The organism is Yersinia proxima (genome assembly GCF_902170785.1).
Taxonomy (GTDB): Bacteria; Pseudomonadota; Gammaproteobacteria; order Enterobacterales; family Enterobacteriaceae; genus Yersinia; species Yersinia proxima.
This window is the reverse complement of sequence record NZ_CABHYG010000004.1, coordinates 861,081-886,530: the sequence shown is the minus strand read 5'-3', so window position 1 is coordinate 886,530 and position 25,450 is coordinate 861,081. Positions and strand designations below refer to the sequence as shown.

Sequence of the window (25,450 nt, the reverse complement as noted above, 5' to 3'; positions counted from 1 at the left end):
GGAGCACTGTGAGCGCATTTATTAATTCTCTGGAAAGGGCCATATTGCCCTTCGCCATTAAAATTGGCAAACAGCAACATATTAATGCCATCAAGAATGGGTTTATTCGGTTGATGCCGCTGACCCTGACGGGGGCTATGTTTGTACTTATCAATAACGTTTTCTTGAGTTTTGGTGAAGGGTCATTCTTTTTCTCAATGGGTGTGCGGTTAGACGCCGATACCATCACCACGCTCAATGGTTTTAAAGCTATAGGCGGCAACGTTTACAACGGTACTCTCGGTATCATGTCATTAATGACACCATTCTTTATCAGTATGGCTCTGGCTGAAGAGAAAAGAGTCGATCCGCTGGCTTCAGCACTGCTGGCGATTGCTGCCTTTATGACCGTGACCCCATACAGTGTTGGCGATGCCTATGCGGTAGGTGCCAACTGGTTAGGTGGCGCAAATATTATATCCGGTATTATTATTGGCTTGGTGGTGGCAGAGGTCTTCGCCTTCATTGTGCGCCGTAACTGGGTTATCCGCCTGCCAGACAGTGTCCCGACTTCAGTCTCCCGTTCTTTCTCTGCACTAATTCCTGGTTTTATCATTCTTTCCATCATGGGGGTGATTGCCTATGCCCTTGGATTGCATGGCACCAACTTCCATCAGATCATTATGGACACCATTTCAGCTCCGCTGTCTAAGATGGGCAGTGTCGTAGGTTGGGTGTATGTGATGTGCTCTTCACTGTTGTGGTTCTTCGGGATACATGGTGCGATGGCATTATCTGCATTGGAAAGTGGCATTATGATGCCATTTGCATTGGAAAACGTGGCGACATATACCCAATATGGTTCGGTTGCTGCGGCCTTGGCTGCAGGCAAAGAATTCCATATGTGGGCCAAACCTTTTGTTGATTCCTATATCTTCCTCGGCGGAACCGGGGCAACACTGGGGCTGGTTATTGCTATCTTTATTGGCTCTCGCCGTGAAGATTATCGCCAGGTGGCAAAACTGGGCGCTCCAGCCAGTATTTTCCAGATTAACGAACCGATTCTGTTTGGTTTACCGGTTATTATGAACCCGCTGTTCTTTATTCCGTTTATCCTGGTTCAACCGGTATTAGCCATTATCACTTCAATTGCGTATTACACCGGTTTTATTCCGCCAATCACCAATATTGCACCCTGGACCATGCCTGTCGGATTGGGGGCTTTCTTTAACACCAACGGCAGTATTGCGGCGATGCTATTAAGTTTATTCAACCTTGGTATTGCCACAATGATTTACCTACCCTTTGTGATTATTGCCAATAAAGCACAAAACGCGATAGACAGTGAAGTTCAAAGCGAAGAAGAAATAGCAGATAGCTTGAAATTCTAATGGTAAAACCCATTTAACGTATGAGGTTGGAGGCTGGAATGAAATATCAATTTCCCGAGAATTTCTGGTGGGGTAGTGCTACTTCTGCAACCCAATCTGAAGGGGCGTCATTGCGGGATGGCAAGAGCCAGAATATCTTTGATTATTGGTATGACATCGCACCAGAACGTTTTCATGGCCAAGTTGGCCCGGAAAACACCTCCACCTTTTACGATAATTATCAGCAGGATATTTTGCTGTTAAAAGCATTAGGTCATAACACTTTCAGGACATCGATTTCATGGTCGAGACTGATTCCAACCGGTGGCGGTGAGCTTAATCCGAAAGCCGTCACCTTTTATAACGCGGTCATTGACGCCTTACTGGCAAATGGCATCACACCGTTTATCAACCTCTATCATTTTGATATGCCGTTGTGCATGCAAGAGAAAGGCGGTTGGGAAAGCCGTGCGGTGGTTGATGCTTATGCTCGCTATGCCAAAATCTGCTTTACCTTGTTTGGTGACCGGGTAAAACATTGGTTTACCTTTAACGAGCCAGTGGTGCCGGTTGAAGCAGGCTATCTGAACGACTTACATTATCCTTGTGTGGTCGATTTCAACCGTGCGGTAACTGTGGCCTACCATAGTGTCCTGGCTCACGCAAAAGCTGTTGAAAACTATCGGGAACTTAAGCAAGGAGGTGATATTGGCATCATTTTGAACCTCAGCCCAACCTATCCTCGCTCTGATAGTATTCCCGATAATGTGGCTGCAAATCACGCCGATCTGCTACTTAATCGTAGCTTTCTCGATCCCGTCACTAAAGGTACTTACCCTGACGAACTGATTGCATTGTTGCGTGAGCATGACTTGCTACCCAATATCGAACCCGGCGATTGCCAACTTATTGCTAATGGCGTCGTTGATTTATTAGGCGTTAACTATTACCAGCCAAGAAGAGTCAAGGCGAAAGATATTCCAACCCCTATGGGCCAGGTGAAAACGCCAGAAGATTTATTTAGCTTTTATGAGATGCCTGGGCGGAAAGTTAATCCGCATCGTGGCTGGGAAATTTATGAAAAAGGGTTGTATGACATCCTTTCAGACCTGAAACAGAATTATGGCAATATTCCCTGCTATATCTCTGAAAATGGCATGGGGGTTGAGGGCGAAGAGCAATTTATCACCCCATCTGGCCGGGTTGAAGATGAATATCGTATTGAGTTTATTCGCGAGCATCTAAAATGGTTACATCGAGCCTTGCAAGAGGGCTGTAATTGTAAAGGCTATCATCTGTGGACTTTTATTGATTGCTGGTCTTGGCTTAATGCTTATAAAAATCGTTATGGATTAGTGCGATTGAATATCGCAGATCAATCGCGGGTCATAAAGAAAAGTGGTTATTGGTTTGCAGATGTTGCAAGGCAAAACGGCTTTAATTAACGGCTTTAATTTACGGAGTAGCAACAGTATGTTTGATTTAGATAAAATCGTTGATGATGTACAACCTACCGATGAACTGGAAGATGTGGTCATGGGGTTGATTATCAACGCAGGGCAAGCCCGGAGTTTGGCCTATAAAGCATTGAAACAGGCCAAAACAGGTGATTTTGCTCAAGCAGAGGAGCTGATGGCACAATCGCGCAAGGCATTAAATGAAGCGCATCTGGTGCAGACTCAGCTTATTGAAGCCGATCAAGGTGAGGGGAAAACCCGAGTCACATTGGTATTAGTGCATGCCCAGGATCATTTGATGAATGCGATGTTAGCCCGAGAGTTGATTTCAGAACTAATTGAATTACATCAAAAAATAAGTTGATCGATACAAGTGGCTGTTGGTTTTTAAAATAAGAGAGTGAAGGTAAATAAGATGGAAGTCAGATTAGTACGTGAAAAAGACTTTTTTAACGGAAAAGAATTCCATCTGTTTATTTATAATAAAACGGAGAGTGCGACAGGCTTACACCAACATGATTATTATGAATACACCCTGATATTAACCGGTATGTGCTATCAGGAGATTAATGGTAAGCGCGTTTTTTTAGAGCGTGGCGATTTTGTTTTTATCCCCATGGGGTCTCATCATCAAAGTTTTTATGATTTTGGTGCCACACGAATATTAAACGTTGGGATCAGAAAGTCTTTCTTTGAAGAGCACTATTCCCATCTACTCTCCCGATCTATGGTGGCTTCACAGGCTTATCGCCTGAAAGGTGATTTTCTTTCTTATATTGAATCAGCTATTTCTGCGCCACATTTTAGGGAAGATGAGCTGACAGAATTAGTCGAACTGCTGACATTCTATGTGACTAACCGTATCAGCCATTATAAAGAGACTGAAACTAACGATGACATACCGCAGTGGTTAAAAAACAGTATCGACAAGATGCATGATAAATCGATGTTTGGTGAGAAAGCATTGGTAAATATGATCGCGCTGTCGGGGAAAACGCAAGAATACCTGACTCGTGCCACTCGGCGTTATTATCAGAAAACGCCAATGCAGATTATTAATGAAATCAGAATCAATTTTGCCAAAACCCAGCTCGAAATGACGAATTACTTTGTTTCCGATATTGCTTTCGAGGCGGGATACAGTGATACCACGTTATTTATCAAAAACTTCAAGAAATTGACCTCTTTTACGCCGGGAAATTACCGCAAGAAATTCAACTGCGTCAGAGACGGATTATCCGATTAGTTTCCGGTTTGATATTGTCTCCCGGAATAGACCGATAAGGCACCCTCAATGGAAAAGTTACTTATTGTTAATGCTGATGATTTTGGTCTATGCAAAGGCCAAAGTTACGGAATCATTGAAGCATTTCGGCATGGTATTGTTTCATCAACCACTGCAATGATGAATTGTGCAGATATCTATCATGCGGCGGAACTGAGCAAGCAACACCCTGCGTTGCCAGTAGGTATGCACTTTGTTCTGACGTACGGTCGGCCCTTAACTGCCATGCCATCATTGGTGGATGCTTCGGGTGAACTGGGTAAATGGCTATGGGCGCGGGCCGAAGCGGGTGAGTTAAATTTGGATGAAATTACCCAAGAATTGACTGCGCAATTTAACAAATTCGTCGCTGTGTTTGGCCGTCCACCAACTCATATTGATAGCCATCATCATGTCCATATGTTGCCTCAGATTTATCCGTTGATTGAATCTTTTGCCCAAGAAAAATCACTACCATTACGAATTGATCGCCATGAGGCGCAACAGCAGGGCATGGTGCTGAATAATCCCCGTAGCACCGAGTGGTTTGATGCCGGATTTTATGGCGAGAATCTGACAGAACAGTCTTTTTTGCAGTTGTTAGCAACAGCGGATCAAAATGGAATTAATACCATTGAGGTGATGTGCCATCCGGCCTTCATCGACAAAATTCTGATGACCAGTGGTTACTGCTATCCACGACTTACTGAGTTGGAAGTATTGACGTCGCCAACATTAAAGCAATCTATTGAACAGCTTGGTTATAGATTAGGATCGTATTTGGATTGCTGATAACTATGGTATGTAGTTAAATTCAGCCCACCACCAAGGTGGGCTGCTGTGGTCAATATCGTTACTTCAAATTTCCGCTGAGGCGGCTATGAAAATCACTGCTGCGCGTATCTAATCCTTCAATAAGGACTTCTGCACCATATCTTTGATAGCGATACTCGATGCCATCCAGCGCGGCCACCGTGGAGGCGTCCCAAATCTGCGCATGTGTTAGGTCAATGATGACTCGCTTAGGATCGTGCGCATAGTCGAAGTGCTCGAACAAATCATTACTGCTGGCAAAAAATAAGGGGCCGTGCACGGTATAACGAACACTTGCGCCATCATCACTCAGGGTACGCTCTGCATAAATCACATGCGCGATGCGGCGAGCAAATAGGATCATGGCAACAATAACGCCCGCCAGTACACCCACCGCAAGATTGCTGGTCCAAACTGTAACCAGAACGGTTAACACCATCACCAGCGTTTCAGACCACGGCATTCGTTTAAGTGTGGCCGGTTGCAGGCTGTGCCAGTTAACGGTTTTCACCGCGACAACCATCATGATACCTGCTAGCACGACCATTGGGATTTGTGCCAGCAACTTGCTTAGGCCAGTAACCAATACCAGCAACACCACCGCGGCCGCCACTGTGGATACCCGGCTACGTGCTTTACCTAATTCCACATTGACGATAGTTTGACCAATCATTGCGCAACCCGCGATACCACCATAGAAACCGGCGAGAATGTTGCCAACACCGAGCCCCCAGGATTCACGGCGTTTACTGGATTGTGTATCGGTAATGTCATCGACCAACTTCGCGGTTAACAAAGACTCCATCAGACCGACGAAAGCGATACTTAGTGCTGTGGGCCATACTATTTGGAAGGTTTGCCAGTTGAGAGGAAGAAGTAACTGAGTGAATCCGGGCAAATCGGCACTCATTGGCCCTTCGTCGCCCACATTAGGCAATCTATAGCCCATCAGAATAGCAACCAGGGTAACAACGATGATGGCTATCAGTGGTGAGGGTACACTTTTCAGTATGCGCGGGAGCAGTAAAACAATGATAAGGGTAACAGCAAACATAACCCATACCAGACTTGACTGGCCCCAGATATGCGGTACTTGAGCAAAGAATATCAGAATGCCGAGCGCATTAACGAAACCTATCATGACCGAACGAGGAATATAGCGCATCATGCGCGACAGGCCTGTTAGGCCGAAAAGGATTTGAATCATCCCGGCCAAAACTACCGCTGGCAATATATATTCTACGCCATGTGTGTGCACCATCGGGCCGACCACCAAAGCAACCGAACCCGCTGCCGCGGATACCATTGCTGGGCGGCCTCCAAGGATGGAAAGCGTGAAACAAAGGACGATGGAGGCGATCAAACTCACTTTAGGATCGACTCCTGCAATGACTGAAAATGAGATAACTTCCGGTACCAGTGCCAACGCTGTCACAACACCGGCGAGACATTCACGGGTCATAAGTTTTGGTGATTTTAAAACCTGCCACACTCGCAATTCATTATTCGACTCTGCGGGGTTAGGAAGGTTATGAGTGTTATTCATAAAGTCTCTTTATATTGGCGTTGGATAAGAAAGCGATAGCAAGAGCGGCCAGAAGGTTACATCATGAGTAGCAATAATCATAATTCGGTAAAACCCATTAGATGACAGACACAAGATACCCACAAATCTATAGGGATAAGAGCTCGAGATTCAGGTAACTAAAGCTCAATAGCTCACAGGGTTGCCCGAGCCTGATAAAAGAGAACTCACATTTCCGGTAAGGAGTACTGACTATGACGTTTGATGAAAAGAAGAAACGGGCATTGACACTAATGGAAGAGAAAAAGATGTGGCGGTGTAATTATGCCCCTCCGATTTTGCTTTTGCTGTGGAAGCTAGGGTTTCAAATACCGCCTGCGCCATTTGCACCTTTCTGGCTGAATATGCTTTGCTTCGGTAGCCTCTTTGGTTTTGGGTGGGGCATCGTTATGTGGTTTAGCATTTGGGGCGCTGCGGGTTACAGTATATCAATGGTATTACAGATGAGTTTTACGGCTGGTTTATTGTTTGGTTTCTTTATGGCCCTATACCATTATTGGAGAAGGTGGATAAACAAGTTGCCTGACTGGAATAGTCTTCACTAAGCGTTAGTGATAGCTAACAAAATGGATGAGCTGTAATAGTAGCTGTACTTGTCTGTCCAATTGGCTCTCATATTTTTTAAGTATCTCGCTAAATAGAACCATTCACTTTTAGAAGTCTTCCGACATACTGATTATGTGCCCGGATGAGGGTGCCATGTGTAAGATCCGATTCACTGAGCACCAGTTCATCGACGTTCAGAAGTCTGCCGAGGTAGGATGTATTGTCAACGATGTTTACTGGCCAGAGTCAGGAGTGTGGACATGCAGGACGTTATTTCTTTACCAACTGGATACACGGCGTGATAAACCCGTGATTTAAGGGCCAACAGCGGCAGTAGAATACTATCCGCAACTGTTTAAGGTATTGCGCAGGTGGGTGACCTGCTTCCCCGTTAATTAGTACATCGTGATGTCAGCAATATCTGCTATTAGCACGAAGCAGACAGGCTGGATAGTTATAAGGTCTGCTCTGAGCGAGGAGCGGACAATAAATAGTACGAGAAGGAATTAATAAATCTTGCTAATTTTTTTCAGGCCAGCCACCTGGTTCAACTGGCCTTCATTTGAAACGTTGTTATATGGGAAGTGGTCAGGTCAGCGCGACCCTCACCTTTAGTCCAATAATGAGCGTGGCAAAAAGCATTATGCAACCAGCGGTGATGAAAACACCTGTTACGCCGCTGATACCAAAGAGTAATCCCCCCAACGCAGCACCAGCAGCAATTGAGGACTGAACTGCTGCGACTACCATGCCGCCAGCGGTTTCAGCCTGATCGGGAACGGAACGCGCGACCCAGTTTGACCACGCAACGGGTACGCCACCAAATGCCATCCCCCACAACGCGACGAACAACATCAATCCTTTTTCCTCTAGTGGCAGCAAAATCATGCTTAATGCCGCTAAACCGACAAGCGCTGGCATTAGTATCAGAGTAAGGCGCAGGCTTCTCTCCATCAGCCACCCAGCCAGCAGCGTACCGATAAAATTAGCGATGCCAAATCCGAGTAGTATCAAAGACAAACGATCCACATCAAGTTGGGCAATATTTTCAAGAGCCGGACGAATATAGGTAAACAGCGCATACTGGCCAGTATGGGCAATCACACACCCCGTCATTCCCATCGCAATACCGGGGCGGCGGAGTAAATCCATGACAGATGCCGTTATCATCATTTTACGCGGAGCCATACCAGGAAGGGTAAATAGCTGGAAGAGCAGTGTCAGCACGCCGACTAAACTTGCAGCGAGAAACGCACTACGCCAGCCATAAAGTCCACCTAAATAACTTCCCAGCGGGATCGAAACTACGGTACCGACAGCAATACCGCTAAAAATAATGGAGAGAGCACGCGGGACACTTTTAGCAGGGACCAGCCGCATAGCGACGGCAGCAGCCATACTCCAGAAGCCTCCCAGCGCGATGCCCAGCAAAATGCGCATGACTAACAGAACAACCAGACTGGATGAAAGTGCGACAAGCAGGTTGGAGGCAATCATCAGCATGGTAAAACCAAGCAAAACATTTCGGCGATCATAATTACGCGTCAGGCGGGGAACCATCAGACCAGCAAACAGGGCCACCACAGCCGTTACCGTCACAGCTTGACCAGCAAGAGCTTCGGTCACACCGAGATCGGCGGCCATGGGTGTCAACAGGCTGGCAGGAAGATATTCCGCAGTCAGCAAGCCAAACACGCCCATCGTCAGTGAAATAACGGCCATCCATGCGGATTCTTTGGGTTTCGAACTATTCAAACTAGCGGATACGGCTTCAGTTGCTTCATTTCTCATAACACACTCTTCTTGGAGAAAAATTACAGCTCCAAGTGTAGAGTTGAGCAGCTGGACGATCTATGATGCCATATCCTGATTTTTTACCCGAAACTCTGAATATGCATGTGAATAAACATTTTGCCCTGTCATCCGAGCTCATCAGTGAATTGCTGCTGGAAATGCGCCTGCGTGGCGTGCAGTATCGCCGTTTACAGACTGGCTCTGAGTTTGGTGTCGGTTTTAGCAACAGGCCGGGACATGCCTATTTTCATTACATTGCTGTGGGCACTGCTCTGCTTCGCACACACGACGGTACATTGTATGAACTGAAAGCCGGAAGCATGGTATTCATGCCGCAGGGTGAGGCTCATCAGCTTATATCGGACGTCAGCTGTTCATTTCAACATATCGACACGCTAGGCTCTGCTCCTTTAGGCGAAGCCGTCAGCGGAATCAATACTTGCCCGAGTTCGCATTCGACACCCAGCACGGTTCTGTTTTATGGCTGTATGGAGTTCGATCTCGGTGGAATGCAGGGTCTTGGTAAACTGATGCCGCAAGCCATAGTGGTTGAGGCAAATGAACAGATTTATCCGGGGCTGGTTCCCATTCTGGGCGCGATGAAATTTGAAATCTGTTCCGGACGCGCTGGCTTCGCGGGCATTCTGGCACGCCTTGCAGAAGTGGCGGCTGCCATGATTGTGCGTGGATGGATTGAAAACGGCAGCGAGAACGCCGCTGGCCTGATCGCTGCGTTACGTGATCCACGACTTGCCCGTGCTATTCTGGCCATTCATCGCGATACGAGTCGGGAGTGGTCTGTTGCTGAGCTTGCTGCCCAGTCGCATGTGTCACGTTCTGTTTTTGCTGAACGCTTCAAATCAATCATCGGCATACCTCCCCTGCGCTATGTAAGGGAGGTGCGAATGCGCATCGCAGGTCACTGGATTATTCACGATAAGATCTCAATTGACACCGTTGCTCTCCGCCTCGGCTATGCCTCACAGGCAGCATTTAGCAGAGCTTTTAAGCGCATCAATGGATATCCGCCGGGCGCTATGCGTCAGCGACCAGCGAGAGGCGTTAATACAGTAAATGAGTGAATGTTATCTTTATCATTTGCTGGATTAACTGTAGGAGGCCGCTCTCAACATTAAAAACTGAGCAGAAACGACTTTCATCATTCAAAGTATCGCAATTTCCTTATCTTAATGTCCGCTCCTGGCACAGAGCAGCCGAAGTAACATCAGAGGACTGCTATGAGCGAAAAACAGACGTAATGTCTCATTGATAACAGCACAGGATTAAGTTATTCCGAAGCAGTACCGATAGTACGATTTTCTATCAAGTGATAGGGTTAGGTTTCCCAGAAATTTTTAAACAGGAATGTACGTGAACATTTCAGAGAAGCATGAGTGGCATAAGGATAACTACCATGTAAGTACAGATAGGGAAAAACTGGATGTGCAGGCCATCCATCGCTATCTGACGAGGTCAACTTGGGCTAAAGGGATTAATCTGGCTATTGTCAGTGCATCAGTTGAGAACAGCCTCAATTTCGGCGTTTATCACGATGAAGCCCAGATAGGTTTCGCACGTTTGATAACAGATTATGCTACGTTCGCTTACCTTTGTGATGTTTATATTCTTGAGGAATATCAGGGAGAGGGGCTGGGAAGATGGGTGATGCAATGCATACATCATCATCCTGTTTTTGAGCAGCTTCGCAGGATCATGTTGTTTACAACAACGGCTCCCTGGCTCTATGAAAAATTTGGCTATGAACCCGTTAATCGGGAAAACTATGCATGGAGTATTACCCGTCCTGATATTTATACCCATGTAAAAAAGCGTGGCTGACCTGCGCTTATACTCATCTCCAGGCTGGCGTATTTACTCCTGAGTTTGCAATGTCAGCCTCTGGCACGAAGCGGTCAAGCCATGGAACAACACATCTGTTATGAGCGAAGAACGGAAGTTATGTGTTTTTTTGTTGTTCGTAATCCTGCAGATATTTATCTAACGGATAAGCAGTTCCAAATGAGTGAATTTCTTCATTATCTTTATCAATTATAAACGGTGCATTACCTGCCAACTGAGCAGAAACCCACCCGTTTCCAGATACTCTCTCGATTGATAACAATAGAACCAGTCTTCTGAGAATCGGCCATGAAGAATAATAACGACTGGGATGTCATAGTCTTTAAGGTAATCCAAAGCCATGTCCATCGCATTTTGATAAGTAATCATTATTCCCTCCTCAGTCGATAACGTCATTTGAACTGGCTGATTTGACCTGCTCCCAGCAAACTAACATAGCACGATGTAAGCAAGTTCCGCTTCTGGCACAAAGGCGACTGTCAGATTAGATTTCGCTTGGTTTAACAAGAGGGGCAGGAGCTTATTCCTGTGACTTCCAATTTGGAATGCTGAGGGTTACAGCATATCAATGGTGTTACTAAATCAGTTTTATTGCTGGGTTGAGGTTCGGTTTATTCATGGCCTTATTTCACTATTGGAAAAGGCGGATGAATAAGCTTCCAGACTGGAATAGTCTTCGTTAAGCGCTTGTAACGGCCAATAAACAGGATGAGTTGTAATAACAGCTGTACTTGTCTGTAATATTGGCTTTGTCTGTCCAATTGGCTCTCATATCTTCAGTGGTACGGTGATCTACCATGCCACTCAAATTTTGCTCTGGTGGCACTCTATTCCACTATGTTGGTAGGGTAGCTTGTTGCATCGTGGAGTTGTCTCTTTACAAAGGACATTTTGAGGTATCCTTTGCGCAGAAATAATTTGGCGCGAGTGATTACTGTAAAGTGACTAATTAACATAACAATATTGTGGATATATTTGTTTAATAGCCACTAGAGTTTAATGTCTTCTGGTGAGTGGTGCTTTAGCCAATCCGCGAGTGCTTCATTCATTCTGGTTTGCCACTTTGGGCCAGAAGCTTTGAATTTTTCAACGACATCAGAGCGCATGCGTATATGTATATCGATTTTAGGATCTTCCTTTGTGGGGCGTCCCATTTTTTTCTTTTTCTTCAGCTCACTAAAAGAAACTAGCTTGATATTTGGATCTTCAAGTAGCTTCGCGTCAGGATCGGTAGCAACGGCTTTTCTGATCTCCTTGTCTTCCTCTGGGGTTGGAAGAATAGTACCAGGCTTAAGAGTTGGCATATCGTTGTACCTCATGGTTAGTGGCTCTTCGCAGGCTGATAATACGACAAACATCATCACTTATCTCTGTGAAAACAACAGCATAAATGTTATCACCAAGATACGTTAGACCATATGACAGCCCGAAATATCTTTCTTCTCCATAGACGATATCAATATCTTCTTCTACGACCATTGTATCCCAGTCTAAATCTTTGGCATCTGACAGAAAGACCTTATATTTTCTTTTATTACTAGCGTCTTTAACTGGATCAAATACTATATCCATATATTTATTGTATCCACAAAAAGTAATTAGTCAAAAATAAATCGTGAGCAGCAGAGGCTGTAATGTTTAAGTTGATGAAAATAAAGGTGAGAAAACGTATATAAAAATTACAGGGTTACTAAATTTCATTCTTAAAAACTATATAGCTAGCTCTAGACTAGCCCTTTCGCCTCAACCGTTAATGAGTTGAGTCATAACTCGCCATACTGAGTTGTAGAATTATTTTACCCTACGGCTAAAAAATATAAATAGCGGTTTAGCTAATTGTTTTTAAGGTGTATTATCTTACAATATATTTATTAAAGTGATGATTTCACTGTTAGGACTGTTATATTAAAAAACTTACATGCATTTAACTTCGGATTAAATTATTAGTTTATTAAACTATATAATATTTTAATTTGTATTGTGGGATGTATTTAGTATCGGAAGTTTACCGAGTTATTATCATCTTTTGGGATCCTTATAGAGGATTAGTAACTAATTTATATTGTTATTAACCATTAGTTGGTTAGTCAAGGTAAGGCCAATAGCCAAAACGTCGTTATGTACCGGTGATAAAACCAGCACCAAGCCAAAATCCTTCCCCCACTTAACTGATCCCCACTTGTTCCCCCACTGGGTTTCCACTTTATCCCCCGGTTAGTTTCTTGCCAAGTAAGCAGCGTGTTGGTATCGATAGATTGCTCATTGAGATAGTGCGCATCAGCTTCGGTAATTCTTCTGGCCGTATGGTGGGCATATGCTGCTTTTTAGGTCTTTCAAAAGTATTACCAATACCCGGTGCAGGATTGGCATCAATCAAGCCTACGTTGACTGCATAGATCATTATCTCGTTTATACGTTGTACCAACCGCCGGACTGTTTCTAATGCTCCGCGTGCTTTGATGGGTTCTAATACCTGAATCAGGGCGCGAGCTTTGAGTTCTTGAACGGGGACATTCTCTATGCTGGGTAAGATGTCTTTTTCGATAGAACGCCAAATATCTTTCGCATGGGCGGCACTAACGTGGCTTCCTTTCAACTCGAACCATTTGCGAGCGACGTTTACGAAAATACTCTCTTCAGCTATCTGGAGTTTTTCGGCTTCCTCATCAGCTCTTGCTTGCGGATCAACTCCTCGCACTAACATTGCCAGTTTCTCTGTTCATGCCTCTCTGGCATCAGCCAAAGAGAGTGCAGGGTACGCGCCGAGGCTTACCATAGTGCGCTTACTACTGTTGGGAAGTTGATAGCGGAAACGCCAAATTTTCTTGCCGGTGATTTTGACTAACAAAAATAAGCCATCACCATCATGGAGAGTTAAGTCTTGTCGGTGGCTTTTGCTTTTTGTACTTCGGTGTGGGTGAGGGGGCGTGTTGTCCTTGCCATGTATGGTTTTTCCCTTAATTGGTATACGTCCATTGGTATCTATCTTAGCGTATACCAATTTGTATACCAATTGTCTCTGGCTTCAGGCGGATATCCTCGGACTACTACAGACACAAAAAAGCCCGCAAACCTAGGTGGGATGCGGGCTCTTCGTACTTCACCGGACTTATCTGGTAATAACCGGTTTAACATTTGGTGGAGCTGGGGGGATTTGAACCCGCGTCCGTAATCTCCTAACTTATTGTTAGAGAATGCTTATTTTTATTATTTTTCTGGCGCGTATCCTGTGCGGCTCTTTTGGTGTACTTCCTCTGTCATTCCGCTGTATTCCTTCAGGAATGAACCATAGTGTCTGAATAACATCTCTGGCCCCTTGTGGCCCATCTGTCCTGCTAGCCAGAAGAGGTTTGCGCCCTGGCTAATATGCATCGTGGCAAACGTATGTCTGGTCTGATAGGGATTTCGGTACCGGACGCCAGCTTTTTTCAAAGTTGGCACCCACGCTTTTTTTCTGATCGCATCAGCACCGGCCCAAGCCTCATTCGTTTTCGGATCATGAAAAACAAACTCATTGAGCATAAAGGTAAAAGGCTTCTGATTTTTGATGGCCAGTAATGCTTCGGAGTCTAATTCTATTTTTCTTCGTCCTGCTTTAGTTTTAGTCCCCTTGATCACTCCCTCTACACTTGCCGTTATTACATGAGCTGTATTCCCGACGAGATCGAGGTCTTGCCACCTTATCGCGCATAATTCGGAACTTCTCATTCCAGTGTGTAAAGCAAATCTAAAAAGGTTTTCCCATTGAGCATTCATCGCTGTAGATAGGATTGCTTTGGCCTCATCTGGAGACAGTGGATCAACCACATATACACTTTCTAATCTGACATTTTCGCCTTGGTAGCGGGAAGCTGAAACAAGAGAAACCGGATTAGCCGGTAGTAAACCATCCGTTACCGCTTCATCTATTGCGGAGCCTAAGAATGATAATCTATTGCGGATAGTTTTCAGCGCGACCTTTTGACCTTGTATCCAGTTTTTAACCATTGCGGGCGTAAGGTCTGAGACATTAACTTCATGCAAGCTGGATAGGGCGCTCATGCACTTCTTATAACCGGCAATTGTGCCTGGTGATAATTTGCGGTTTTCACAAATTATGATGTATTCATTCAGATACTTTTTAATATGCTTTGAACTTTGATTATTACCAAACACCTTTAATCGTACCGACCGAGGAAATTGGTCAGCATAATTAAAGGTGCCTCGTTCTATTCTATTGTGAATTTCACCCAAAAGCCGTTCAGCATATTTGATATTTTTTGGGGTCACTTCAATGTTAGAAAGGGGTTCGCGGCATTTAACCCCTTTATATGTGAAGGTGATATTTATTGTCTGCCCAGCCTTATGGCTACGAACAGTTATGCCCCTTGGGAGCTTTGCCGATCCCCTCTCGCCCACTTTGAAACCTCCGTAAGATCAATCCAACGTTCTTTAACACCATCAACTTTTAAAACCTGCCTGCCTTCACGCCATACTCCACGCTGAACACGCTTATTGATGGCTTCAACCGTCTCCCCAGTGGTAATGCAATACGCACTGATGGGGATGCAATCGAGACTAATCATACGAACCTCCACACTGTTTATTTAAAGGCCCGCCGCACACAGGCCGTGACTAAAATCATTCTGTTGCTGGTGGATCACACTGCACTGGCTCAGCGATAACGCCATGACGGTTTAATACACCAATAATTAATTCCCGCTTACAGCCGATCGCTGGCACGTCGCGCAATTCATTTACCAGTATTGAGAAAATATGGCGCGGTATTTCTGCTGGCTTGGCTGCTGTGAACAATAATGTGCCTTCTGGTGCGTCCCGCATCCAGCCTAGCGTTTTATTACCACTACAACTAATAACTCGACCTATCGGCGGCAACGCTTTCAGCTCTGCAAGTTGCTCACGCAGTGATAGCAGTTCCACAGCCATTTCCGTAACTATTGGATTCTGAGTGCCGCCAATATCAACAGTCTCCTGATTCGCAATTTTCTCCAGCTGCTCTTTACTTAGCATCTGCATTCTCCTTAAACTTCCATCTGTAATTGCATGCTAAATTGGTCTCTCTTATCGCAATAATCCAAGGAGCCAGCGCTATTAAAGGACTCGATACGCTCAACAAGAATGCTTGCTCGGGTTTCTTTTGATTGAGGTGAGTAAGTGCCTTTCCATGCGCTATCTATTCCTATATTTCTTGCAACGTTAGTGCTGTCAGCTGACGCTAACGGCAGGCGGGTAAAAATGGTTGGGTTTAGCATCCGCAATCCGTGCAACTTAGTTATTGGTTGGCCGTGAGCATCAACAACATGCCTGATAATATCTTTCAGTCTTGCCACTGCTTTCAGCGGTGACTTCACGTCATATTCCCCACAACTGCCGATAGCTACGCGGGGATACTCGTTGCAGAGACGAATAAAGCGATCATCCGATTCATTCATGTGCCATACGGGACAACCCATGAATTTTCCGTGTGGCCACTCATTTAGCAAAGCATCATTCTCGATCGTACCCCCATCGATAACATCTGGAATGATGGCAAAATCAAAGCCAGGATGATTTCTCCAACGCGCAATGAAAGTGTAATAATCCTCCCAATCGATTTTGTTTTTACCCGCTTTCTTCCACGCAGAGAACGCGCCATTATCGATGGCAAATGACTGACATATCTCTGATGCGAGTTCCAGTTGGCTAGCATTCACAAATGAGATAAATGCATGCCTACTGCGCCAAGCTTTCATCGCGCAGGGGTCAGGTGTGATTGGGCCTCCGTGATAGTGCAACATCACTGTTTCCTTGCATAGAGAACGCCATCAACGGGCAGGCATTCATATTCAGGTGGTAGACCTTGTTGCTGGATGTCGGCTATACAGTTCTTATCATCCGGATAGACGTAGCCTTGCGGCTCGTACTGGCACGGCTGGAAGGTGTAGCAGACGAGTAGAAACAGGCCGTACATCATGATTGGGTGGCCCCGGTTAGCTCATTGAAGCGAGCCAGGAAAGCGATCCGCACATCCCGTGATGACATTGGCACTATTGCCATTTCTGCTGGTGGAATACCTGCCAGCATGGACCACTCTTTACCATCATTGATGTCTAACTCTTGTCGCTCAGTGGTCAGCATCACCAGATCGCAGTAGTGGACGACCTCGGACATTTCGGCAGGCAACCCAAAGGTTTCACGAATGACGGTATCGACCTGCTGCTCAATAGCCTGGTAATCAGGTAGTAGGCGTTTAAGAGGTGAGGGGATATCTTTGCAATATGCCTCAGTTGCATCATGCAGTAAGGCTTCAAGGGCAAATTCTTCTGGCACAATCGTGCTTATTAACAAGCAATGTTGGGCCACACTATAGAAATTAGGCAGGTGACCGGCAAAGCGGCATTCATGTGATAACGCCTGAGCGATATCTTCAATACAAATGCTGCTGGCCAGTGGTTTTAAATAATCAAAGTCCAGCCCTGAATAAGTCGTAATATAAGACATAAATATACTCCACACGGTTTTTAGGTAATACCCCGCCAAATACCCCATCGCTGGGATATTTGAAGTGATACTCTTTAATTGAGGTTTAATTAATTACGCTTTGAATTTACCAATAAAGGTTTCAACTTCGACGCCTTTAAATTTATTGGTAAGCAGTTCCAAAAACTCAACAGCTATCTTTTCTTTTTCTGCTTCCAGTTGAACAATGCGTAATACTAAAACCGGAACATTGCCACCAGTGAGAATGCTATAGCGCAATTTAAAACGACGTTCGCCTAATCCCTCATAAGGAATACATTTAAATTCAAATGCTGCTGGCATAACATCTTTACTTTTGGCTTCCACACTTTCCATTACCGATCGTTTCGCGCTGAAGTCCTGGTCTTCATGATCGGCTGAACTGGTTTGTTCAATGGTAATACGGCGAACGGCACCAACGGCTTTCTTTATATCCAGCACTACACCATCAGCATCAAAGGCCAACAAGAACTCACGATAATCTTCTAACCATTCAGCAAGTTCTTTTTGCGTCTGTTTGCGACCATCAATATTAAGCAGTTCACGGAATGGCGCGGTTTTCTTGAGTGAAAGACTGGCAGTGTTATCGGCATGACCAGGATTTTCCAGAGTGCCAATATTAAAGATGGTTTCTGCGCGCATTTCATCTGCATCAATAAAACAGCGAACACCGTTACCCGCATAGCCAGATGAGTATTTCACGTATTCATCAATACTGCTGGTTTCCATCGCACCACGAAAGCGGTAACGCTCCAGATTAAATTGCTCAAGACTTTTAACGGAAACACCAGCAGGTAATGCAATGGTATCGCAAGCTGTGGAAGATAATTGTTTTTCAATAATTGAAGTTAAAACCATATCGCGAATTTCGGTGATGGCTGACGAATCTAATTGTTGAGACATATAAAGTCCTTAATAAATATAATTTGGTGATGGCGAATAAATTAATTAACGGTCTTTAGTTTTCCGTCAGTCTCGCCCTTTATTGTGAATAACTGGCCCTGATCTTCCTGCATAATTGCCAGCTTGCCGCCTTTGCCAACATACATAGGCGTTTCGGTGGTATCTTCTTCGGAGGATTTTCCGCGTGGTGTTGGGGTGGTGAATTTCAATTTATGGGCGATCATTACACGCTTTTCTTCCATTGAATTACTCATGCGAGATAAATCAAATTCAATGGTGACTTTACCTTTACCACCGTTATTCAAAACACCTAACGCGGCTGCATTTAAAGCGGCAGATATTTTGTTTTCGAAAATACCGGCATCCAACTCTCCAAGAAACTCCGGTACCACGGTTTTTCTTTCTTCACTCATCGGGGCGACCCTCAGTAATGCAGTTCGCACTGCGTTGTTTACTCCACACACAGGGAAGCACTCCGATCCGGGGGCTTTATACTGTACGGGTTTAAAGGGATAACCCGCCCGGAGCACTTCTCTCTGTGTGAAAAGGGCGGCTGGCCTAATCTGGTGTTGGCAGGCGCAGCCGCTAAAGACACAGCACAGCAATGGAACAAGGTATTACTCAAAGATAACGTCTAAAACTTCCTGCAAATCACCATCACACAGAGTGATATAACCGGCTTCATGCATACGCTGGAGCCACTCGATATTGATATTTCGAAACTGAGACATTGATTTACCCCTTACTGGCCATTTTGATAAATTCAGCTTCATACTTCACGAACGGCACATAGAAGATGGTCAATTCACCGGGCTTATCACTTTGTTCGTAACCAGCTGGTGAGAAGATTTTGTCGAACTTAACTGCAGCTTCCCGCACTGCTTGTTCTTCACCTTCGAGGCACATCAAGACACGCATTTTGCCGATTGTTATTCCTGCTGTGTCGCCTTGGTATCTGTAGCCTTTCATGCCTGTTACTCCACACTGTTAACCCTGCTAAGCGAATCATCCGGTGTATGCCACTGGCAGCTACTACGTGGGCGTCCTGCCTGTCCGCTGTTGATGCATTAAATCTAATTTAACTTAGGTTTTGTGTCAATATTAAATCTAATAAAACTTAGCTTTATGGGTATAAGACTCTATAAAGAGTCGAATTTTAGTTAGAGTTCGTACTGTACGCCGCGAACTACACCGATGATGGTGCAATTGCCATTGATTGGAATATTGTTATAACGTGGGTTTAGTGGGACTAAGTATTTGTGAGGGCCATCAATGAGAAGTTTTTTTACGGTAGCTTCGTCTGTACCAGCTAACCGAGCAACGACTATTTTACCGCTTACGGCTTCAACTTCTGGATCAACGATTACAACAGCCCCCTCTGGAATACTGGGCAATCCATAAGGATTGGTCATAGAATCGCCCTTCACACGCAAGCCAAAAGAGGTTGGTGAAACTCTCAAGCCTGTATCCATCCATTCATCAACATTATCAATAATTTCCGCTGCTGCACTTTCTGTAAAAGCACCTGCTTGAACCCAAGAGAGAATAGGTATGCGACGCACACTAGAAATTACTGGCTCAGCACCACCAAAATCAACACCATAAAGAATATACCCTTCAGATGTATTGAAGAATTTTGCTAATTTAATTAATGATTCACCCTTGGGTACGTTGAGGTCTTTTTCCCAATAACCAACGGACACATCAGAAACACCACAATATACACCTAAGGCTTTCTGTGTTGTTTTTGATGCTGTTCTTAGCCGTTTAATACGCTGACCAACAGATTCCATGAACTTATCCTAATCAACATGAAGCTAAGTTATCTTAGTTTCAATTGACCAAAGATAAATTTGCTTTTAATATCTAAGATAACTTAGATGGAGGGTGCTATGACTACTGATGAATTAGAGAACTATTTCGGCGATGCAAACCTCGTTGCTGAATTTTATGGGGTGTCGCCTGAGGCCATTTACCAATGGAGAAAGCGACCAGGGCGATTAATTCCAAAAGGTCGAGCGGCAGAGGCAGCGCTAAGAACAGACGGCGCTCTGAAGTTCAATCCAGCTCTCTATAAAAACAATAGAGCTTAATAAGCCCCAGTTAAACCACCAAAGAGAGAGAAACATTGTGGATAACAAAGACTTTCCAACTCAGCCGGATATTAGTGACGCGATACACCAGCTGATAACTCAGACACCGGGCAAGTATGACGCGATGGCTAAACAGTTATGCCCACTGTCCGGTACCGAGAATGCATTGCGTAATCGTGTTCGCCAGTTGGCGGGGCAGGTAGTGCCGTTGGGCATGGCTATAGAGATGGAATCAATCTCTGGCCGTTCCGACATTACGGAAGCCATGTGCAAGCGAGCTGGTGGTGTGTTCGTAAAGCTGCCGGAAGTGAATGACATTGGCAACGACGAGCTGCTTATCAAATTTAACGATCTGCTGGTGGCTTTGGGTGATTTTGGTCGTGCGCACAATGAGTTTACCGCTGATGGCGTGTTAGATCGTGATGAAACTAAGCGGCTGAAAGCTAAGGGGTATAAAGCGCAGTCAATTATTGCAGAGATTATTGCGATATCGGTGATGTTATGGGGTGACGCCCCAGTGTGCGGCACTGAGGCGTCGGGTGCATTAACTAAACGTGTGGAGTAATTAACGCATGAACATTGTAGCGGCTAAACGTTCTATTCCGCAACTGCGTTGCGTTTGTGTCAGCCCGTTCCGGTATGAACGAATGATAAGGGGTCGGTGGAAACCGTGCAACCACAGCAGGGCGCAGGGAATTGTGGGTGCGGTCTGCCGTAAGTGGGGCCGCGTATGACGAATCCCGGCACGACCTCGACTAACCCCATCCAATTGCTTGATCGGTATTACAACGATAAGCGCGGTATTCGCGTTCACGTTATTGGCTACGACAACGCAACAGGACAAGTCATTTTTCGTCGTGATGATTATGAGCATGACTGTTCAATACCCATCCGGCGTTTCAGGAAAGAATATAAGGCGGTTGTATGAGCGTAAAGCTATCCAGTTATGTATGGGACGGCTGTGCGACTGCGGGTATGAAAATATCGAAGGTGGCAATCATGGCCCGTCTTGCTGATTTCTCTAATGATGAGGGGGTGTGCTGGCCATCAGTGACGACGATTGCCCGACAGATAGGGGCAGGCGAGAGCACCGTCCGTACTGCGCTGGCTGAGCTGGAAACTGATGGCTGGTTAAGCAAGAAAGCCCGCCGCGCCGGTAACCGCAATGCCAGTAATGTTTATCAGCTGAATGTCGCCAAACTTAAGGCTGCTGCTCATGCGTCAGAATCCGACACCTCAAAATCTGACGGGTCAAAATCTGATGGCTCAAAATTCGACGGGTCGGAATCTGACAAGAATGGCACTTTTGACCCGCCAGAATCTGGGGGCGATCCGTCAGTAAATTCAACACCTGATCCATCAAGTAAAAAACCTACCTGTCAGCCGCCGATGGCGACCGACCCTGAAGTTGAAATTACTGATCAGGCCAAAGACGTTTTAAAACACCTGAACCTGATTACCGGCTCTCGGTACCAGACCAGCAAATCATCGCTGGAGAACATCCGCGCCCGGCTGAAAGAGCAGTTCACTGTTGCAGAGCTGAAACTCACGGTTGATTACCTCCACGCTAAGTGGGCCGCAGATCTGGATATGGCTGAATACCTGCGCCCGACAACACTTTTCCAACCAACCAAATTCCCTGGCTATCTCGAAGGGGCTAACCGTTGGCATGGGGCAGGGCGTCCAACACGCAAAGATGGCAAGTGGGTTAAGGCCAATGGTGAGTTGCTGACTGGTGATACGACTGAGCGTGATGCGGCATATCGTCGCTTTATCGGCAGTGGGCTACCGAAAGAAAACCCTAGCCAGCTTGAGCAGCAGGTGAGCAAAGAAGCCAGTAAATCCGGCATCCGTTCAATGAACGCCAGTTTTGCGGTTCAGCGTTGGAATGCTATCTGGAAAGAATGTAGCCAGCGCGTGAACGGGGAGGCCGCAGCATGACCTATCAAATCATTTATGCAGATCCGCCGTGGACTTATCGTGACAAAGCCAATAGCGGAAAGCGGGGTGTCGATTTTAAATATAAGACTATGGATCTTACTGATATTTGTCGTCTTCCTATATGGGAACTGGCTGGTGAAAGCTGCCTGCTTGCTATGTGGAGGGTACCCACTCAGCCAGTTGAGGCATTAAAGGTTGTCGAGGCTTGGGGTTTCCGGTTAATGACCATGAAGGGCTTCACCTGGCATAAGACCAATAAATTAAAAGGGAACAGTGCGATCGGCATGGGCCATATGACCCGCGCTAATAGTGAAGATGTGCTGTTTGCTGTGAAAGGCCGTTTGCCTGAACGCTTGAATGCGGCTATTTGTCAGCATCAAACAGCCCCACGGGGTGAACACAGTGCCAAACCTGATGTTTTTCGCGATCTGCTTGTTTCTCTGTTAGGGGATGTTCCCCGCATAGAGCTGTTTGCCAGAACGCAGGCTGAGGGCTGGGATAGTTGGGGCAATGAGTGCATCAATAGTATCGATCTCTGTCCAGCCATTGCGAATGCACGGAGGGGAGAATGAGGGCGCTATTAACCCCGTTTATTCAGCGTGAGCTGGGCGTGGTGATATTGAAGCCAGGTGCAGATTTATTGCCGTATATGTCAGGCCGCTTGCTGGTGGCCACTGAACCGGATGAGTTTAAATTGCTGCCTGCTGGCGCGTTGCCGGTCGCCAATCAACAGCTAGCCAATGATCCGCGATTGTTACCGTTCTTTGAACATGAGCGGGTTATCAATGCTGCTGGTGGCCCTCGTGTGCTTGAGGCATGGGTTGAACGGCTGAAAGAGTGCCAGTGGCATGATCCGGATGATAGCCATGACCGCAATCTCAGCACCTTGCGTTATAACCAACGGTCAATTCGTCTGTGCTGGCATCACGACAATAAGCTGAGAGAGCAGACACTTCCTCGCCTAAATCAACTGGCGACCAATAATCTCGTCGCTTGGGTGGTCGAAACCGTTCGCGGCTACTTTCGTTTTTCTGAGGGCCACCAGCTGACGCTGCCGGAGTTGTGTTGGTGGGCGGTGGTTAACGAGGTTTACGACCTGTTGCCGGATGCTATTGCCCGTTCTTCTCTGCGTATGCCACCCGCAGTGATCGAAACTGGCGGCACAAAAGAGAGTGATATTACCTGGACACCTGCACCACAAGAGGTGGTTGCCAGGAAAGTGACGAAAGCCAAGCCACCAACGGAAATAGCAGTAAAACCCGCTTTGGCTCTAAAGGTTGATGCCGAGCCACCAGCAGGTTTTATGCTCAGGCCAAAACTGCGGCGCTGGGAGAACCGGAAATATCTGCAATGGGTGAAATCACAGCCTTGCTGCGGTTGTGGTAATAGCGACTGTGACCCTCACCACATCATCGGACACGGGCAGGGCGGCATGGCAACCAAGGCGCATGACCTGTTCACCTTCCCTTTGTGCCGTATCTGTCATGACAAATTGCATGATAACCAGCGAGCGTGGGAAGAGAAGCACGGTAGCCAGATAGTTCTGCTATTTCGTTTTATGGATCGGTCAATCGGTATAGGGGCTTTAGCATGAGAGATATTCAGTTAGTTCTGGAACGCTGGGGCGGCTGGGCTGCTAATGAAGATAGTGGTGTTGGCTATTCCCCTATTGCCGCTGGCTTCAAAGGGCTTTTACCAAGCACCTCAAAAGCACGATTGTCTTGCTGTGATAATGACGGGTTGCTAGTCGATGCTGCTATCGGCCGATTGAAAAAGGCAGGGCGCAGCGAAGAGTACGATCTGATTGAGCAGCATTATAAGAAGGGGATATCAAAGTCAGCGATTGCCCGAAAGCATAAGTGCTCAGAGGGTAAGATTCGGTTAAAACTCATGCTGGCGGAAACTTTTGTAGATGCCTGTTTGATTATGGCTGGCGCTAAGTTAGAAATGGATGAGTGGACACATAAGGCTGATAGTACAAAAACTGTATCGGATCTGTGCTGACAATGTTCTTTGGCAATGGGGGCTAAATATGGGCGTCGGTTATGAGTGAGGAGCTGAAGTTCGCAATCACTCTCATTGCTGATGACGGCCGCACCCGTAGCAAGATAGGAGGTGTTGTCACTCAATCTATCCAAGGTACAGGTTCACCAATATAAGTGTGTGTACAGCAGCGACAAGTCACTTTAACGTCCTTTCTCGTAATTGAAGGGTTTACCTGTTGCAGAATTCCATTCTCATCAACAAACAAACCCGGATAAAAACTGCTTTCGCCAATGCAGACTAAATCCCTTCGCTGATACTCATATAGTGCGACCAACCAGAATACAGGCTCGGTGGTATCAAGACGTCCACATACTTCGCTGAATATTTCATCCCACGGTTTGCCAATCTGCTTGATCAGAAAATAAAACAATGGTGCGTAGTCTCGGCCACGCTTCTGTCTGCCATGCATTGTCTCGCGCTTTGCCAGTAGCTCATCTCCGACTTTTTTGCGATTGCGTTCCCAGCGATACTCAGCACCAGGATTATTAGAATGGTGCCGCGTAGTCGTGTTGACGCTGCGATACAGTTTACGGGACTTATTCAGTTGATGAGTACGTATAGCTCGATCTCGTGCATCCTTTATTCTGTGGGTCAGTCCAGTTGAGTGAATGGCTAGCCGTTCTCAATGCTAAGCAGAATAATATCTGTTCCTCTCTTAGTGAGAAAAGCACGTAGATTGCTACCTATACGCATTACATAAATCTCTTCTGTCGTACCTTTCACCCGTCGAACTGATGGGTCACTTTCTAGTTTTGATATGTTTAAAGCTTCAAGTTTAGACATTAGTTGAAGTACCGATACCTGAGAGCGGAGTTCACTTTTCTGTAGTTTTTCTTGCGCTGTCTTAGAGAGGAGTATGCTCATTTTATCCCCAGATTTTTTAGAAATGTCTTTGCATCAACCAAAGAGGCCTGCTCTGGATTTTTCTGTATGAGTACAACAAGCCCTTCAAGTTTTGCTTTCCGGATGAGGGCAATACAGTGCTGGTCATCTGCATATCTCATGATATTTTCATCGTAATTAAGAAAATTTACATGGATAAAAATCCAACCCCCGGAAAATAGCACTAACAACCAAAAAGAAGAAACTTTAGGTAGTAGCGACCAAGTTAGTACACCTTGTGGCATTATTTGACCTGCCATGATGCTTGATAATACACCAATTGCTACTGTTAACAGTAGCGTAACCGACAATCGCAGTCGTGGCGATTTTGCAATGTATTCCACATAGCCTCCATTCATAGTTCCTGCGGCTAATCATTAGTAAAAGACACTTGGGGAAATAATATTTTTTCGTCGGAT

At 45.7% G+C, this 25,450-nt stretch carries 30 protein-coding genes and 3 pseudogenes; 16 read left to right on the top strand and 17 right to left on the bottom strand.

The features are described from left to right. Positions 1 to 8 precede the first annotated feature (8 nt). Genes chbC through chbG form a run of 5 tightly spaced genes read left to right on the top strand, consistent with a single transcriptional unit; the run spans position 9 to position 4,862 of the window. On the top strand, positions 9 to 1,370 hold the full coding sequence (chbC, locus tag FTB31_RS06115) for a PTS N,N'-diacetylchitobiose transporter subunit IIC (protein WP_005172943.1): 1,362 nt from the start codon (positions 9 to 11) through the stop codon (positions 1,368 to 1,370). 38 nt (positions 1,371 to 1,408) lie between these two features. Beyond that, a complete protein-coding gene (locus tag FTB31_RS06110; protein WP_077173666.1) occupies positions 1,409 to 2,794 on the top strand; it encodes a glycoside hydrolase family 1 protein in 1,386 nt (461 codons plus the stop codon). Between the two features lie 28 nt (positions 2,795 to 2,822). Next, positions 2,823 to 3,170 carry a PTS N,N'-diacetylchitobiose transporter subunit IIA gene (chbA, locus tag FTB31_RS06105; protein WP_020424125.1) on the top strand — a complete coding sequence of 116 codons (348 nt, stop codon included), beginning with the start codon at positions 2,823 to 2,825 and terminating at the stop codon, positions 3,168 to 3,170. A gap of 36 nt (positions 3,171 to 3,206) precedes the next feature. Further along, positions 3,207 to 4,052 (top strand): transcriptional regulator ChbR, encoded by an 846-nt coding sequence (gene chbR, locus FTB31_RS06100; RefSeq protein ID WP_265101120.1) that lies wholly within the window; start codon positions 3,207 to 3,209, stop codon positions 4,050 to 4,052. Positions 4,053 to 4,100: 48 nt separating this feature from the next. After that, a complete protein-coding gene (gene chbG, locus FTB31_RS06095) occupies positions 4,101 to 4,862 on the top strand; it encodes a chitin disaccharide deacetylase (RefSeq protein ID WP_050076462.1) in 762 nt (253 codons plus the stop codon). A gap of 61 nt (positions 4,863 to 4,923) precedes the next feature. On the opposite strand, the gene FTB31_RS06090 is transcribed toward chbG, so the two are convergent. Then, the gene (locus tag FTB31_RS06090; RefSeq protein ID WP_175627952.1) at positions 4,924 to 6,429 is read right to left on the bottom strand and encodes a SulP family inorganic anion transporter; all 1,506 of its coding nucleotides are present in this window, start codon (positions 6,427 to 6,429) and stop codon (positions 4,924 to 4,926) included. A 233-nt stretch (positions 6,430 to 6,662) separates the two neighbouring features. Between FTB31_RS06090 and FTB31_RS06085 the strand changes: the two genes are divergently transcribed. Beyond that, positions 6,663 to 7,013, top strand: a complete 351-nt coding sequence (locus tag FTB31_RS06085) for a DUF6404 family protein (protein ID WP_077173667.1) — start codon at positions 6,663 to 6,665, stop codon at positions 7,011 to 7,013. Between the two features lie 589 nt (positions 7,014 to 7,602). Here FTB31_RS06085 and FTB31_RS06080 read toward each other — a convergent pair. Further along, the gene (locus FTB31_RS06080; protein ID WP_227731218.1) at positions 7,603 to 8,805 is read right to left on the bottom strand and encodes an MFS transporter; all 1,203 of its coding nucleotides are present in this window, start codon (positions 8,803 to 8,805) and stop codon (positions 7,603 to 7,605) included. 62 nt (positions 8,806 to 8,867) lie between these two features. Between FTB31_RS06080 and FTB31_RS06075 the strand changes: the two genes are divergently transcribed. Both FTB31_RS06075 and FTB31_RS06070 read left to right on the top strand, forming a co-directional pair. Beyond that, positions 8,868 to 9,890 carry an AraC family transcriptional regulator gene (locus tag FTB31_RS06075; RefSeq protein ID WP_227720225.1) on the top strand — a complete coding sequence of 341 codons (1,023 nt, stop codon included), beginning with the start codon at positions 8,868 to 8,870 and terminating at the stop codon, positions 9,888 to 9,890. Between the two features lie 283 nt (positions 9,891 to 10,173). Further along, complete coding sequence (locus FTB31_RS06070) at positions 10,174 to 10,647, top strand: GNAT family N-acetyltransferase (protein ID WP_407083975.1); 474 nt, start codon at positions 10,174 to 10,176, stop codon at positions 10,645 to 10,647. A 118-nt stretch (positions 10,648 to 10,765) separates the two neighbouring features. Here the strand turns inward: FTB31_RS06070 and FTB31_RS06065 are convergent. Beyond that, a pseudogene (locus tag FTB31_RS06065) lies at positions 10,766 to 11,037 on the bottom strand (YrhB domain-containing protein). 212 nt (positions 11,038 to 11,249) lie between these two features. On the opposite strand from FTB31_RS06065, the pseudogene FTB31_RS06060 reads away from it, so the two are divergent. Beyond that, positions 11,250 to 11,351 (top strand): annotated as a pseudogene (locus tag FTB31_RS06060) (DUF6404 family protein); the annotation flags it as partial. Positions 11,352 to 11,657: 306 nt separating this feature from the next. Here FTB31_RS06060 and FTB31_RS06055 read toward each other — a convergent pair. The 12 genes and pseudogenes from FTB31_RS06055 to FTB31_RS06000 form a co-directional block, all read right to left on the bottom strand. Beyond that, positions 11,658 to 11,972 carry a BrnA antitoxin family protein gene (locus FTB31_RS06055; RefSeq protein ID WP_175627953.1) on the bottom strand — a complete coding sequence of 105 codons (315 nt, stop codon included), beginning with the start codon at positions 11,970 to 11,972 and terminating at the stop codon, positions 11,658 to 11,660. Beyond that, positions 11,959 to 12,240, bottom strand: coding sequence for a BrnT family toxin (locus FTB31_RS06050; RefSeq protein ID WP_077173671.1), 282 nt, complete (start codon positions 12,238 to 12,240; stop codon positions 11,959 to 11,961). The genes FTB31_RS06055 and FTB31_RS06050 overlap by 14 nt, the downstream gene beginning before the upstream one ends. Before the next feature lie 655 nt (positions 12,241 to 12,895). Further along, positions 12,896 to 13,611 (bottom strand): annotated as a pseudogene (locus FTB31_RS06045) (phage integrase central domain-containing protein); the annotation flags it as partial. A gap of 264 nt (positions 13,612 to 13,875) precedes the next feature. Continuing rightward, positions 13,876 to 15,066: a site-specific integrase gene (locus FTB31_RS06040; protein WP_227731217.1), complete on the bottom strand. Its 1,191-nt coding sequence runs from the start codon at positions 15,064 to 15,066 to the stop codon at positions 13,876 to 13,878. Continuing rightward, the gene (locus tag FTB31_RS06035) at positions 15,027 to 15,233 is read right to left on the bottom strand and encodes an excisionase (protein WP_071989148.1); all 207 of its coding nucleotides are present in this window, start codon (positions 15,231 to 15,233) and stop codon (positions 15,027 to 15,029) included. The genes FTB31_RS06040 and FTB31_RS06035 overlap by 40 nt, the downstream gene beginning before the upstream one ends. Before the next feature lie 55 nt (positions 15,234 to 15,288). Further along, positions 15,289 to 15,678: a polyphosphate kinase gene (locus FTB31_RS06030; RefSeq protein ID WP_227731216.1), complete on the bottom strand. Its 390-nt coding sequence runs from the start codon at positions 15,676 to 15,678 to the stop codon at positions 15,289 to 15,291. Positions 15,679 to 15,689: 11 nt separating this feature from the next. After that, positions 15,690 to 16,445, bottom strand: a complete 756-nt coding sequence (locus FTB31_RS06025; RefSeq protein WP_227731215.1) for a hypothetical protein — start codon at positions 16,443 to 16,445, stop codon at positions 15,690 to 15,692. Positions 16,446 to 16,617: 172 nt separating this feature from the next. Further along, complete coding sequence (locus FTB31_RS06020; RefSeq protein ID WP_227731214.1) at positions 16,618 to 17,148, bottom strand: HD domain-containing protein; 531 nt, start codon at positions 17,146 to 17,148, stop codon at positions 16,618 to 16,620. A 93-nt stretch (positions 17,149 to 17,241) separates the two neighbouring features. Continuing rightward, complete coding sequence (locus FTB31_RS06015) at positions 17,242 to 18,069, bottom strand: YfdQ family protein (protein WP_050077934.1); 828 nt, start codon at positions 18,067 to 18,069, stop codon at positions 17,242 to 17,244. Positions 18,070 to 18,110: 41 nt separating this feature from the next. Then, positions 18,111 to 18,482: a hypothetical protein gene (locus FTB31_RS06010; RefSeq protein WP_019209649.1), complete on the bottom strand. Its 372-nt coding sequence runs from the start codon at positions 18,480 to 18,482 to the stop codon at positions 18,111 to 18,113. A 322-nt stretch (positions 18,483 to 18,804) separates the two neighbouring features. Beyond that, the gene (locus FTB31_RS06005; RefSeq protein ID WP_050077932.1) at positions 18,805 to 19,038 is read right to left on the bottom strand and encodes a hypothetical protein; all 234 of its coding nucleotides are present in this window, start codon (positions 19,036 to 19,038) and stop codon (positions 18,805 to 18,807) included. A 191-nt stretch (positions 19,039 to 19,229) separates the two neighbouring features. Next, a complete protein-coding gene (locus tag FTB31_RS06000) occupies positions 19,230 to 19,862 on the bottom strand; it encodes a LexA family protein (RefSeq protein WP_050335682.1) in 633 nt (210 codons plus the stop codon). Positions 19,863 to 19,961: 99 nt separating this feature from the next. On the opposite strand from FTB31_RS06000, the gene FTB31_RS05995 reads away from it, so the two are divergent. From FTB31_RS05995 to FTB31_RS05965, 7 genes are all read left to right on the top strand, one after another. After that, on the top strand, positions 19,962 to 20,162 hold the full coding sequence (locus FTB31_RS05995) for a Cro/CI family transcriptional regulator (protein ID WP_050878304.1): 201 nt from the start codon (positions 19,962 to 19,964) through the stop codon (positions 20,160 to 20,162). Between the two features lie 37 nt (positions 20,163 to 20,199). After that, positions 20,200 to 20,727: a YmfL family putative regulatory protein gene (locus FTB31_RS05990; RefSeq protein WP_019083784.1), complete on the top strand. Its 528-nt coding sequence runs from the start codon at positions 20,200 to 20,202 to the stop codon at positions 20,725 to 20,727. 165 nt (positions 20,728 to 20,892) lie between these two features. Then, a complete protein-coding gene (locus FTB31_RS05985; protein WP_227731213.1) occupies positions 20,893 to 21,090 on the top strand; it encodes a DUF4222 domain-containing protein in 198 nt (65 codons plus the stop codon). Beyond that, entirely contained in the window at positions 21,087 to 22,103 is a 1,017-nt protein-coding gene (locus FTB31_RS05980; protein WP_227731212.1) for a conserved phage C-terminal domain-containing protein, read from the top strand. Before FTB31_RS05985 ends, FTB31_RS05980 begins: the two co-directional genes overlap by 4 nt. Further along, the gene (locus FTB31_RS05975) at positions 22,100 to 22,675 is read left to right on the top strand and encodes an MT-A70 family methyltransferase (protein ID WP_227731211.1); all 576 of its coding nucleotides are present in this window, start codon (positions 22,100 to 22,102) and stop codon (positions 22,673 to 22,675) included. Before FTB31_RS05980 ends, FTB31_RS05975 begins: the two co-directional genes overlap by 4 nt. Next, on the top strand, positions 22,672 to 23,697 hold the full coding sequence (locus FTB31_RS05970; protein ID WP_227731210.1) for a DUF968 domain-containing protein: 1,026 nt from the start codon (positions 22,672 to 22,674) through the stop codon (positions 23,695 to 23,697). Before FTB31_RS05975 ends, FTB31_RS05970 begins: the two co-directional genes overlap by 4 nt. Beyond that, positions 23,694 to 24,107 (top strand): antiterminator Q family protein, encoded by a 414-nt coding sequence (locus tag FTB31_RS05965; protein ID WP_019081906.1) that lies wholly within the window; start codon positions 23,694 to 23,696, stop codon positions 24,105 to 24,107. Before FTB31_RS05970 ends, FTB31_RS05965 begins: the two co-directional genes overlap by 4 nt. Positions 24,108 to 24,228: 121 nt before the next feature. Here FTB31_RS05965 and FTB31_RS05960 read toward each other — a convergent pair whose 3' ends face one another. Both FTB31_RS05960 and FTB31_RS05955 read right to left on the bottom strand, forming a co-directional pair. Then, positions 24,229 to 24,708, bottom strand: a complete 480-nt coding sequence (locus tag FTB31_RS05960; protein WP_227731231.1) for a hypothetical protein — start codon at positions 24,706 to 24,708, stop codon at positions 24,229 to 24,231. 301 nt (positions 24,709 to 25,009) lie between these two features. Continuing rightward, positions 25,010 to 25,375: a hypothetical protein gene (locus FTB31_RS05955; RefSeq protein ID WP_227731209.1), complete on the bottom strand. Its 366-nt coding sequence runs from the start codon at positions 25,373 to 25,375 to the stop codon at positions 25,010 to 25,012. Between the last annotated feature and the right edge of the window lie 75 nt (positions 25,376 to 25,450).